Consider the following 13,482-nt stretch of genomic DNA (forward strand, 5'->3'; position numbering starts at 1 on the left):
GTGTTTTTTTTGAAGATATGAGTTCAACCTCACATTTCTTAATAGAATCATCTATAATTTTGGCTCTAAATAAATAACCTACACCATTTGTAATCCATAATTCATCGCCTTTTCTCTTTCTAAGCACTTTGATAATATGTTTACTTTCATTAGTGTCGAAAGTAAAATGAGTATCGTTGGTTTTTACATCAGAATTATAAAATAGTTGCATACAATTTTTGGTTAAATCAAGAAATCAAATACCTCGCTTTTGCGGTCACATCTTGCTGCGCAAAAACTTCATTTTTATATTTATAATACCCAACTATACCAATCATGGCAGCATTATCGGTGCAATATTCAAACTTAGGTACATAGGTTTTCCATCCGTATTTAGTTTGAGCGTCCATTAAAGCCTTTCTAATGCCAGAATTTGCAGAAACTCCGCCGCCTATAGCTATCTCTTTAATACCTGTTAACTTAACCGCTTTTTTAAGTTTTCGCATTAAAATGGTTATTATGGTATATTGAATGGATGCGCAGATATCTTCAAGATTATTTTTGATAAAATCTGGGGCTTCTTTGGTTTGTTTCTGAATAAAATATAGGATGCTGGTTTTTAATCCGCTGAAGCTAAAGTCGAGCTCTTTCACTTTCGGAATAGGGAATTCAAATTTATGCTGATTTCCAGTAGCGGCATATTTGTCAATTAAAGGTCCCCCCGGATAAGGTAAACCTAAAATTTTCGCACTTTTGTCAAAAGCTTCACCAACGGCATCATCTAAGGTTTGTCCTATAATTTTCATATCAAAAAAATCATTGACCCGCACAATTTGAGTATGTCCACCACTTATTGTTAATGCCAAGAAAGGAAATTTAGGCGGCTTCATGCTATCATCATTAATGAAGTGTGCCAAAATATGAGCTTTCATATGATTCACCTCTATAAGAGGTATTTGCAAACCCAAGGACAATGACTTTGCGAAAGAGGTGCCTACAAGAAGAGATCCCATTAAGCCAGGTCCTCTTGTAAATGCTATGGCTGATAATTGTTTTTTATCGATATTTGCTTTGGCTATTGCTTGATCGACTACGGGGACTATGTTTTGTTGATGCGCTCTTGATGCCAGTTCTGGAACAACACCTCCGTATTCTTTGTGAATTGCTTGGGTGGCGACAACATTACTAAGCACTTTATCGTTCATTAAAACTGCCGCAGAGGTATCATCACAAGAAGATTCTATAGCAAGTATATAAATTGTTTCGTGTTCCAACATATTTGGAATAAAGTTTGAATAACAAAGGTAAAACATATAGCCCTATCAAAAAACTTAGGAAAATATTGGTTAGAATAGTATTGGTGCTTTTACTGATATGTGTTTTAGGTACCCTGATTTTTTCGTTGCCGCTAGTTCAAACTTTATTGGCTCAGTATGCTACGAAGAAAATTAATAAGCAGTATGGCACTCATATTAATATTAATCGTTTAAAACTTTCATTGATTTCTTGGGATACTGCGTTAGAGGGGGTTTTTATAGAAGATTATAAAAAAGATACGCTTTTCTATCTAAATGAACTCAAAACATCTATTCTTAGTATTGGTAATTTGGCTCAAGGAAATTTAGAATTTGGCGATATTTCTGTCGACGAATTGAATTTTAAATTGAAGACATATTTTGGTGAAGAAAATACTAACCTTGAAGTCTTTGTAGATAAACTTGATGATGGAAACCCTAGAGCACCTGATACGCCCCCATTCAAGTTATGGTCTTCTCAAGTTGATATAAAAAAAAGTAGATTTAAATATATTGACGAGAATTTAGAAAAACCTACTATTTTAAATTTTGATAGTCTGAATATAAGCGCGGATAACTTTCTTATACTTGGACCAGAAGTGACTGCTGATATTCGAGATATGTCGCTTTATAGCAATAGGGGTTTAAAGGTAAATAGGTTGGCCACTAATTTTAAGTATACCAAGCAGCAAATGCGTTTCGATTCCCTTAAAATAAAAACTCCTTTATCTGAATTAGATGGTAATCTGGTTTTTAATTATAATCGAGAAGATTTCCGTGATTTTTTGAACAAAGTAAATGTTGTTGCGGATTTTAAAGAGTCTAAGGTAGCTTTTGATGAGATTAATTTGCTATATAATGAGTTTGGAAAAGGTAAAGAGGTAACCTTCAGCGCTGATATAATCGGTGTTTTAAATGACCTCAATACAGATAATCTGTTTCTTTTTTCTGATAATACCGGTATTCGTGGAGACTTCAATTTTAAAAATCTATTTAGTAAGCAAAAACCATTTAGCTTAAATGCTGAAATGAAAAATGTAACAAGTAGTTATTATCAATTAAATGCTTTATTGCCTAATTTAATTGGTAAATCATTACCATCAACTTTCAGTAAGCTTGGTCAATTTACGATTCGTGGTAAAGCATTGATCACCAATTCATCAATAGATGCAAAAGTCAACTTAAATACAGCTATCGGTAGTAGTTATGCTGATGTCGTATTAAGCAATTTCAATAATATAGATAATGCTACTTATAAAGGATTTATTTCTTTAATCGATTTTGATTTAGGAGATTTTGCCGAAAACAAAAGTTTAGGTAAAACTACCCTAGATTTTAATGTAGAAGGTAAGGGTTTTGTTAAAGAAAGATTGAATACCGAAGTTATAGGACAAGTATATTCAATCGAATTTAATAAATATAATTATCAAGATTTAAGAGTTTCGGGTATCATAAAAGATCAATTATTCGATGGGTCTTTGATAAGTAATGATGAAAACTTAAAATTCAACTTTAAGGGTCTAGCTAACTTTGCCGAGACTAGAAATAATTTCAATTTTATTGCCTCAGTAGATTATGCCGATTTAAAGAAACTTAACTTCATTAACGATAGCGTTTCCATTTTTAAAGGTAACGTGAATATGGATATTACTGGGACAAGTTTAGATAATATCGTAGGGGATATTAAGTTCACTCAAACGAATTATCAAAATGTAAATGACACCTATTATTTCGAAGATTTTGCTATAACATCTAGTTTTGATGACGAGAAAGCACGTATTATAAATATAAATTCTCCAGATATTATTACCGGTTTTATGAAAGGTGATTTTAAAGTTCGAGAATTAAGTAAGCTTGTTCAAAATTCGTTAGGAAGTATTTATACTAACTATAGGCCATTTCAAATTTCTGATGGTCAAAATCTTTCTTTCAATTTTAAAATATATAATAAAATTGTTGATGTATTTTTTCCTGAAGTGCGATTTGATCCCAATACGTTTATAAAAGGAAATATTGTTGCCGATGAAGGTGATTTTAAACTCAATTTTGAATCACCTAGTATTGAAGCTTTTGGTACTGTAGCAGATAATATAGAAGTACGTATAGATAATAAAAATCCGCTGTTCAATACATTTGTTTCGGTTGGGGAATTGGAAACTCCTTATTATAATTTTAAAGACTTTAATTTAATAAATACTACTCTTAAAGATACTTTGTTCTTTAGGTCTGAATTTAAAGGAGGAAGTGATTTCAATGATTCTTACAACCTCAATTTCTACCACACGTTTAATAAAGAAAATAAATCGGTCATAGGTTTAAAAACATCCGATGTTAATTTTAAGGGGAATAAATGGGTTTTGAATAAAGATGGTGATTCTAAGAATAAGGTAATATTGAATAGAGCACTGGATAGCATTACAATTCAAGAAATTGTAATGAACAATGAGGAGAAAGAGCAAATTAGATTAAAAGGTCAACTAGCGGATTCTACGTATAAAGATCTTCAATTGCAGTTCAAAATAGTCTCTTTAAATAAAATTACCCCGGTCATCGATAGCCTTAAATTACAAGGTGAGGTAAACGGAACTTTAAATGTTTTGCAAAAAGATGGTATTTATTTACCCTCATCAAACTTAAATATCGAACACTTTGGTATAAATGATATTCCTTTGGGTGATTTGGCGATTAATATTATAGGTAACAAAGATTTAACTGAATTTCAAGTTAATTCGCAACTCACTGATAATGGTTTAGAAAAGTTTAGCGTTCTGGGTAGTATCGATAATAAAGGCGATATCCCTAAAGCCGATTTATTAGCCAATTTTAATAATTTTAGTTTAGAGCCTTTTAGTCCATTAGGTGAAGGGGTTATAGATAATATACGAGGTGATATTGATGGTCAGGTAAGTATAATTGGTAATGTGGATAATCCGAGTTTTAATGGACTTCTTACTTTGGATAATGCCGGTATAGCTGTGCCTTATTTAAATGTTGATTATAGTTTTGCACCACGTTCTAGAGTAGTGCTTTCTGACCAAACTTTCAATTTTGAAAATATTGCATTGGAGGATGTAGCTAAAGGTACACGTGCAAATTTAGACGGAACAATCACTCACAGTTTTTTCGAAAATTGGGTATTAGATTTAAATGTAGATACCAAGAATAACCGTTTCTTAATTCTGAATACCGAATTTAAAGAAGGCGAGTTATACTATGGTACGGGGTATTTAAATGGTACCGGACGTATTTATGGTCCTACCACGGCCTTGAATATTACGGTTGATGGTTCTACGGCAAAAGGTACCTCGTTGAAGATTCCATTAAGCGATGTAGCCAGTGTAGGGGATTATTCTTTTATAAATTTTATAGAAAAAAACGATAGACAAAGAATAGAAGGTCAACGACAGTTAAAAGAATACCAAGGTTTGGAGTTGGAGTTCAATCTTGATGTTACTCCAGATGCAGAGGTGGAAATTGTTACAGATACTAAAACGGGTAGCTCTTTGAAAGGTACAGGTGAAGGTATTATTCTGATTCAAATCAATACCAATGGCAAGTTTGAAATGTATGGTGATTTCGTTGTTGTAACGGGCGAGTATAATTATAAATTCGGTGGAATAATCGATAAGAAGTTTAAGGTTGAGCCAGGAGGCACGATCAATTGGGACCAGAAGCCCTTAGAAGCTTTATTGGATATGGAAGCGGTCTATTCTCTTAATGCTAATCCAGCTCCTTTGTTAGATGATCCAGGTTTTACTAGACGAATTCCAACAGATGTTATAATACGTTTAACAGGAGAGCTTCAAAGTCCAAATATTGACTTTGGAATAGATTTTCCGGGAACAAGCTCAATAGTACAATCGGAACTAGAATATAGACTTCAAGATCCAACAGTAGAAGAGAAAAATGCCATATTTCTTTTAGCTCAAGGTACTTTTGTTAATTCACAAAGTGGTATTAGTCAGCAGGCAATTACCGGTAATTTGGTTCAAAGTGCATCAGGTATTTTAAATTCTATTTTAAGTGGGGGTAATGATAAGTTCAATCTTGGCCTTTCGTATGAACAAGGTATCCTAGATAGGTCTGCCGATATTGAAACTGATGACCGAATTGGGGTAACAGTTTCAACACAAATTTCAGATAGGATATTATTCAATGGTAAGGTTGGTGTACCAGTAGGTGCTTCTAGTGAAACACTGGTGGCTGGTGATTTTGAAATACAGGTTTTATTGAATGAAGAAGGTACCTTAAGCGCTAAATTTTTTAGTAGGCAAAGTGAAATTCAGGCATATTTATCTGACCAGCAAGGCTCAACCCAAGGGGCTGGATTATCCTATGAGGTTGATTTTAATAATTTTAAAGAACTTTTTAGAAAAATCTTAACTAAAAAAATAGAAATTGAAGAGCCAAATAAACTGAAAGAGACCCCTTCTTCGGTAATGGGAAATGATAGTTTAATTCGATTTTATGATAAACCAAAATCAATAAATTGATAACGTTGTGTGTGCTTATTGTTAAGAAATGTGGAAATTTAAGAAGTATTGTAGTAAAATGTCACAACTAAAACGTTTTCTTTAATTTCTGTTGAAAATGCGGACTCACATTATTTCTTTATTGTATTAAGATTTAGTAATTTCGTTGGCTTAAATTTTTCGATGTCTTCAGAAATAAAAAAAATAGCAGTACTGACTTCTGGTGGTGATTCTCCTGGCATGAATGCAGCCATAAGATCAGTTGTTCGTACCTGTGCCTATATGAAGGTAGATTGCGTTGCAATTTACAGAGGGTATCAAGGTATGATAGAAGGGGATTTTAAACCTATGGATGCCCGTAGTGTGAATAATATCATAAATAAAGGTGGTACTATACTTAAGTCTGCCAGATGTGATGATTTTAGAACACCGGAGGGTAGAAAGAAAGCGCACGATGAGCTTATAAAAGCTGGTATAGATGCATTTGTTGTTATCGGTGGTGATGGTAGCTTTACTGGTGCAATGATATTCAATAGGGAGTTCAACTTTCCAGTAATGGGTATACCTGGTACAATTGATAACGATATTTTCGGAACCACATTTACTTTAGGTTTCGATACTGCTCTTAATACGGTGGTAGAGTGTATCGATAAGATTAGAGATACGGCTAGTTCTCATAACAGACTATTCTTTGTAGAAGTTATGGGTAGAGATGTTGGCCATATTGCTTTAAATGCTGGGGTTGGTGCTGGTGCAGAGGAAATTTTAATTCCAGAAGAAAATCTTGGTCTTGACAGATTGTTAGAATCCTTGAAAAGAAGCAAGGAGTCTGGAAAATCTTCTAGCATCGTTATAGTTGCTGAAGGTGATAAATCTGGTAAAAATGTATTCGAACTAAAGGAATACGTTGAAGAACATTTGCCGATCTATGATGTTAGGGTGTCTGTTCTAGGTCATATGCAAAGAGGTGGTTCGCCATCATGCTACGACAGAGTTCTTGCCAGTAGAATGGGAGTAAAGGCAGTGGAAGCTTTGCTTGAAGGAAAAACTAACTTAATGGTAGGTATTCAATGTAATAAGTTAACCTTAACGCCTATTAATAAGGCAATAAAAGGGCATACAAAAATTGATAAGGAACTGATTAGGGTTTCAGAAATAATGACAACATAATATTAAACGTTAAAATAAAGAAAATGTCAAATTTAAAAGTAGGAATAAACGGTTTTGGTAGAATAGGAAGATTGGTCTTCAGAACAACGGTAAAACGAGGAGATGTTGATGTCGTTGCAATAAATGATTTGTTAGATGTAGAGCATTTAGCTTACCTTCTTAAGTATGATTCGGTTCATGGTGCTTTTGAAGGAACCGTAGAGGTGAAGGATGGTCATTTAGTTGTAAATGGTAAAACTGTTCGTATAACTGCAGAAAGAGATCCTAAGAATTGTAAGTGGGATGAAGTAGGTGCAACAACTGTTGCTGAATGTACTGGTATTTTCACAACTTTAGAAACGGCTCAATATCATATCGATGGTGGTGCTAAAAAAGTAGTTATATCAGCGCCTTCTAAAGATGCTCCAATGTTTGTGATGGGAGTTAATCATAAAGATGCTAAATCATCTGATACTATCGTATCAAATGCATCTTGTACAACTAACTGTTTAGCACCAATGGCTAAGGTTTTGAATGATAAATTCGGAATCGAAGAAGCGTTGATGACTACTGTTCATGCTACAACTGCTACTCAAATGACAGTTGATGGTCCTTCAAGAAAAGATTGGAGAGGTGGTAGAAGTGCTATGTTGAACATTATACCTGCGTCAACTGGTGCAGCTGTCGCGGTTACTAAAGTTATACCTGCTTTAAAAGGTAAACTAACAGGTATGGCTTTTAGAGTACCTACAGCAGATGTTTCTGTGGTTGATTTAACTGTACGTTTAGAGAAAGAAACTTCTTACGAAGAAATTAAAAAGGCATTCAAAGCTGCTTCTGAAGGTGAATTGAAAGGTGTTTTAGGATATACTGAGGAATTACTTGTATCTCAGGATTTTATTGGTGAAACTCACACAAGTGTTTTTGATGCTGGTGCAGGAATCGAGTTAAATTCTAAATTTTTCAAATTAATTTGCTGGTATGATAACGAAGCAGGTTTCTCTAATAAAATGGTAGACCTTATTCAACACGTAAATACGTTATAGCCAACATTTTGGTATAATCAAAAATATTTCCTGAAAATGAGGCATTTTTTCCTTATTTTCAGGTTTATTTTTTAAAGACATTCGGTATATGATTTTAATAGTAGATAGTGGCGCAACCAAGTCTGATTGGATTGCTTTGGATGAAAATGGCGAACAACTTTTTTTAACTCAAACTTTGGGCCTAAGTCCAGAGGTGTTGACAAAAGATGTAATAGAAGATCGCTTAGCTAATAACTTTGAACTTTCTAAAAACCGTGAAAAAGTAACTCACTTATATTTTTACGGTGCGGGTTGTGGAACAGATCGTATGAAAGCGTTTCTAAAAGCTATTTTTAAGGATTTCTTTCCTAATGCTAAAGCTGATGTAAAAGAAGATACCTATGCGGCAATATTTGCTACTACGAAAGTTGGTCATCAAGGTATTGTCTGTATACTTGGTACAGGTTCTAATTGTAGTTACTATGATGGTAATCAATTATTTCAAAAAGTAACATCTTTGGGTTATATTCCAATGGATGATGGGAGTGGTAATTTCTTTGGACGTAAATTAATTAGGGATTATTATTTTCACAAAATGCCTGCAGATTTAGCGCACAAATTTGCCAAGCAACATGATCTAGATGCTGATGTGATTAAAGAAAACCTATATAAGCAACCTAACCCTAATACTTATCTTGCAACGTTTGCACGTTTTTTGATAGAAAATAAGGACCACCCTTATTCTAAAGGTGTTATAGATAAAGGATTTCAGCAGTTCATTAATAATTATGTAATGCAATTTGAATTGGCTACTAAAGTGCCAATTAACTTTGTTGGAAGTATTGCCCATTATTTGCGAGATGAGCTAACTTCCGTATTATTAAGAAATGATTTAATCGTAGGTGTAATTCGACAACGACCGATTGAAGGTTTGGTAGAGTTTCACCAAGCAAATATGTAAAGTATTACTTTACGGCAATCATGGAAATTTCTACGTTTACAAACTTAGGTAGATTTGCTATTTCTACGGTTTCTCGGGCAGGTGCAGTTTCCGCATTAAAATAAGATGCATATACTTCGTTCACTTCGGTGAATTGTTTCATATCACTAAGAAATATAGAAGATTTCACAACATTTTCAAAGGTCATTTCAGCTTCGGTTAAAATGGCCTTTAAATTTTCCATTGATTGTTTAGTTTCCTTTTTTATATCTCCAGAAACTAACTCTCCATTTTTTGGATTTAATGGTATTTGACCAGAAATATATAGTGTTCCGTTGCTTAAAATGGCTTGATTGTATGGCCCAATTGGGGCTGGGGCATTTGAAGTGTTAATTATCTTTTTCATATTGTAAATTGAATTTTATTAATTTCTAATGGGCTGACTTCGATTTTCCCATTTAAGATCTTTAAGAATAGATGAATCTATACCGATAAAAAAGTACCATCTTTTGTATTGGCCAAAAGGTGTCCAATTAAAACGCATGGTAAAACTCTTCAAATCTCGTTGAAAGCGTAGTTGCGTTAGAGTGAAGCCTTGGTTTTTAAAATCATATCCAGAAGACCCGCCTACCGACCATCTCGGAGCTAATTCTATATCGCCAGAAAACATTAGTGAGTGGCTGCTAAATTCATTCTGTCTTGCAGAATTTGTATAACTCGCAGAATAAGCAAGTCTTAAGTTCCACGGTATTTTTGTTCCATATATAGGGTTTTCTACATCACTATTCTTATCATCTTTACGAACAGGATTGTCATTGAAATTATCGGCTCTACCAAAAAGATCATCGTCCCTACCGCCACTTTGTGCTACATAATCGAAGGGGTCTTCCTCTTCTTCTTTTTCATCGTCATCTTTTTTGCCGAACATTTCACTACTAATGGAATATGATATGTTGGCATTTGCCCTTGTCAGTCTAAAAAGACTACCGCCATTGTCAATGTTCCAAGTGTCTATCCTAGTTCCGTTATTGTCTATAGCATAGGGGTCGAGACCTGCCGAAAAGTTAATAGACATTTTATTATCGAGAATATTCGTTCCACCATTAACGGTTAAAGGATTTAAACGAAGCGAATCAGATTCAAAATTATACCCTGTCGAGATATTGAAGTTACTTAATAAAGAAACTTTTTTAGGTTCTATTTTAGTGGAATCTTTATCTCTAACTTTAGCCTCTAGGGTGTTGGCTAAAGAAAATCCTAAACTATTAGATTTGCCTAATGAAGGTGCACCGTTTAAGGTTCCTTGAAAACGGCTAAATTGAACAACATCGCCATCACCGTCAATATATTCATCATAAAATTGGTCAAAAGATGGTGCGTAACCATAAGTAATTGATGGGCGCATGGTGTGCCGTATCGCTTGAATCTTTTTGTCTTCTCCTAGATCAAAAGTTCCATATAGTGTTGTACCAATGCTTGCACTAAAATTATATTTATTATAACGATCAAAACCACTTACGGTGTCTCGTACTATTGATTCAGTTTCCGAGTCGTAGCTTTGATTGTACGTTTCTAAAGTCCAAACATCTTCATAGTTGCCACCAACACTAACGCTGAAAAATTTGGCCACTTTAAAGTTTGTTGTTAAGGGAATACGATGTCTTGCACCAACTTTAGCATTATCGAACATTCTAGAAGTTAGAAAATCATCATCGTTAGTAGTTAACCTATTTTGGGCATTAACATCATATTGAAAGTTTATGTTGTCAATAATACCTTTTTTGATACCATCTCTTTTTGCAAAAGGATAAATACGTTCCATACTTGCCTGAAAGGTTGGTAAGGTCATGTTAATATTATCTGTGTCAGATGCGGTTGCGGTTGGTGATGTTAATTGTGAATGTGTTGCGGTCAAACTCATGTTTACCGATGGATATTCAGGAAATGTTTTAGAATATGAAATAGAAGACGATAGGGTATTGTTTTGAGTGTTTGGTAAATTTCGTTGTTGTAGCGAATTTCTGTAATATTCACTACTACCTAAGTTGACCGAGGCCGAAAATCTAGAGTTCGGGCTAGATTTAGGGTCTTGTGAGTGTGAGAATTGAATGTTGTAATTTCTTGACAAGCTATAATCGCTAAAGCCTTTTTGACTACGAACTTGATTTTCATATCTCAGGTTAACATTCCCTCTATATTTATATCTTTTGGTGTAGATAGATGCCGATCTAAAAGCATAGCTTCCATTCGTGTAAAAATCTCCAGAGAGTGTTACATCGGCGTAATCACCTAATGGAACATAGTACCCCATATCTTGAAGAAAATATCCTGTGTTAGGATCATTACCAAAAGAGGGCATTAAAATACCTGCGGATCTACCAACAGAAAGTGGAAAATAAGCAAATGGCATAGCTATAGGAGTAGGTACATCTGCAATGTATAAATTACTAAAACCTGCAATAACCTTCTTTTTGGGTACGAATTTTGCCTTTCTTACTCTAATATAATAGTCAGGATTTATGGTGTCCGTAGATGTAGTAAGTTTACCCTCACTTAAAAAATATACCGAATCATTTTCCTTTTTTGTAATCTCGGCGTATACTTTCATGGCATCACTACCTAATTGACCTGCAGCGGCTTGTTGTTCGGTTCGTGAATTCCAAATTAATGCTTTCTGGGTATCGAAATTAAATCGTATTGAATCGGGTATAACAATATTAGAACCTTGTTTAAAATAGGGTAGTTGGGAATAATTGCCTAAAGAATCTTTCATTCTACCAGCGTAAACTTCGTTTTTTATATAATCCATTATGATTATACCTGCCTTTAATTCCGTATCCTGATAGTAAATTTCTGCCTCGTTGTAGAGATATATTTTATTTTCTTTTTGACTTAATTTTACGTAATCTTTTGCCTTATAAGTTATTTTATCCAATAATAAGGGGGGCTTTTTATTAATAGAATCAGCGGCTAATGAGTCTGCCGAAATAGAATCTCTAATGCTTGTGGATGGGAATAGTGGGGCGATAATAGAATCTTTCTCTACTTTAATGTTTAACGATGTGATTTTTCCCTCTTGTCCGAAGGCATAAAAAGCACCGGCAAAAACCACGAATAGGAAAAGTAAGTATTGTTTGTTTGATTGCAAGGCTATATATCCTATTTTTGTAAAGGTTTGGCTGTCCAATGAGCCAGTATTTAAGATGCCAAACTTACATATATTTTTTAATCCTAATGTAGGGTGTTACAATAAATTTAACCATTATCAGGGCTATATAATGCCTAGTACTTATGAATATAAAATTCTTTTGCATTTCACTAGTTATAGCAATGTCATTTTTGCTTCAATCTTTTACAAGGTTAGATAAGGTAAAAAAGTCCGATGACCCTTTTATTGTTGTATTGGATGCTGGTCATGGTGGCCATGACCCAGGTAACTTGGGTAATGGTTATTTGGAAAAAAAGATTGCACTTAATATTGTTTTGAAAGTAGGTGAAATTTTATCTAAAAATAAAGATATAAAGGTTATTTACACACGTAAAGATGATACTTTCATCGATTTATATGTAAGAGGTGAGGTGGCGAATAAGGCAAATGCCGATTTGTTTGTTTCAGTTCATTGTGATTCTCATACCTCAGATGCACATGGTGCAGGTACATTTGTGCTTGGACTACATGCCAATAAGCAAAACTTTGAAATTGCCAAGAAAGAGAACTCCGTAATTTATTTAGAGGATAACTACGAAAATAGATATGCTGATTATGATATAAATTCACCGGAATCTGTAATTGGTCTCACAATAATGCAAGAAGAATTTTTAGATCAGAGCGTAGCTTTAGCTACCATGATTCAGGAAAATTTTTCAAGCTCTTTAAAAAGGACCGATAGACAAGTGAAACAGGCTGGTTTTATTGTGTTACATCAAACCTTTATGCCTAGCGTTTTGGTTGAAACGGGGTTCTTGACCAATAAAGACGAAGGTGCTTATTTAAATTCAGTTAAAGGTCAAAATGAAATTGGAAGTGCAATTGCAAAAGCAATATTACATTATAAAGAAGGTGTTAAGCCAACTGTTAAAACAGTGGAAACCACCATCGAGAAATCAAAATCGCCACCAATTAAAGAAGAAGTTGCAGAAAAAACAGAAAAGAATAAAGGAGCTGTTATTGAACCATCTAAAGGTGAAATCGCTGAACTAAAAAAGAAACAACCGATTGCTGTTCCGGCAAAAGTTGAAGAAGTAAAAGAGGAATTAGAAAATACTGTAGTTGAAGCTAAACCAGAAGAGGTTATTTCCTCAAAAGAAGTTGTGGAATCAATTATATTTAAGATTCAGTTAATGGCGAGTAGTAAAAATGTACAACTTACTTCTGCTAACTTTAATGGTCTATCAAATTTGTCACAGGAACCCTATAAAAATTTATATCGTTACATGTACGGGGAAACCAGGTCATATAGAGAAGCGAAAATGATGCAAACCTTAGCGCAAGAAAAAGGATATAAAACAGCGTACATTGTGGCTTATAAATTTGGAGAAAGAATTCCTATTAAACAAGCACTGGACGAGGTTTCTGAATTTACCCCTTAAAGTGTGAATATTATTCCTAATTTTGAGTATAA

General features: G+C 34.1%; 9 protein-coding genes. 5 read left to right on the forward strand and 4 right to left on the reverse strand.

All coding sequences use genetic code 11. From position 1 onward, the window contains the following. Positions 1–211 (reverse strand): RNA methyltransferase PUA domain-containing protein (locus AACZ41_RS15650; protein WP_339629544.1); only part of this gene is annotated, 211 nt, incomplete at its 3' end. A 16-nt stretch (positions 212–227) separates the two neighbouring features. Then, positions 228–1,253, reverse strand: a complete 1,026-nt coding sequence (tsaD, locus tag AACZ41_RS15655) for a tRNA (adenosine(37)-N6)-threonylcarbamoyltransferase complex transferase subunit TsaD (protein ID WP_339629589.1) — start codon at positions 1,251–1,253, stop codon at positions 228–230. Between the two features lie 86 nt (positions 1,254–1,339). On the opposite strand from tsaD, the gene AACZ41_RS15660 reads away from it, so the two are divergent. From AACZ41_RS15660 to AACZ41_RS15675, 4 genes are all read left to right on the forward strand, one after another. Then, positions 1,340–5,767: a translocation/assembly module TamB domain-containing protein gene (locus AACZ41_RS15660; RefSeq protein ID WP_339629545.1), complete on the forward strand. Its 4,428-nt coding sequence runs from the start codon at positions 1,340–1,342 to the stop codon at positions 5,765–5,767. 162 nt (positions 5,768–5,929) lie between these two features. Beyond that, positions 5,930–6,916 (forward strand): 6-phosphofructokinase, encoded by a 987-nt coding sequence (gene pfkA / locus AACZ41_RS15665; protein ID WP_339629546.1) that lies wholly within the window; start codon positions 5,930–5,932, stop codon positions 6,914–6,916. Positions 6,917–6,939: 23 nt separating this feature from the next. After that, a complete protein-coding gene (gene gap, locus AACZ41_RS15670; RefSeq protein WP_339629547.1) occupies positions 6,940–7,941 on the forward strand; it encodes a type I glyceraldehyde-3-phosphate dehydrogenase in 1,002 nt (333 codons plus the stop codon). A gap of 88 nt (positions 7,942–8,029) precedes the next feature. Further along, entirely contained in the window at positions 8,030–8,881 is an 852-nt protein-coding gene (locus AACZ41_RS15675; protein WP_091627211.1) for an N-acetylglucosamine kinase, read from the forward strand. Positions 8,882–8,885: 4 nt separating this feature from the next. On the opposite strand, the gene AACZ41_RS15680 is transcribed toward AACZ41_RS15675, so the two are convergent. Together AACZ41_RS15680 and AACZ41_RS15685 are read right to left on the reverse strand one after the other, a co-directional pair. Further along, positions 8,886–9,266, reverse strand: a complete 381-nt coding sequence (locus tag AACZ41_RS15680) for a RidA family protein (RefSeq protein WP_339629548.1) — start codon at positions 9,264–9,266, stop codon at positions 8,886–8,888. An 18-nt stretch (positions 9,267–9,284) separates the two neighbouring features. Beyond that, the gene (locus AACZ41_RS15685; RefSeq protein WP_339629549.1) at positions 9,285–12,047 is read right to left on the reverse strand and encodes a putative LPS assembly protein LptD; all 2,763 of its coding nucleotides are present in this window, start codon (positions 12,045–12,047) and stop codon (positions 9,285–9,287) included. A gap of 143 nt (positions 12,048–12,190) precedes the next feature. On the opposite strand from AACZ41_RS15685, the gene AACZ41_RS15690 reads away from it, so the two are divergent. Further along, on the forward strand, positions 12,191–13,450 hold the full coding sequence (locus AACZ41_RS15690) for an N-acetylmuramoyl-L-alanine amidase (RefSeq protein WP_339629550.1): 1,260 nt from the start codon (positions 12,191–12,193) through the stop codon (positions 13,448–13,450). Positions 13,451–13,482 lie beyond the last annotated feature (32 nt).

This window comes from uncultured Maribacter sp. (assembly GCF_963974015.1).
GTDB lineage: Bacteria > Bacteroidota > Bacteroidia > Flavobacteriales > Flavobacteriaceae > Maribacter.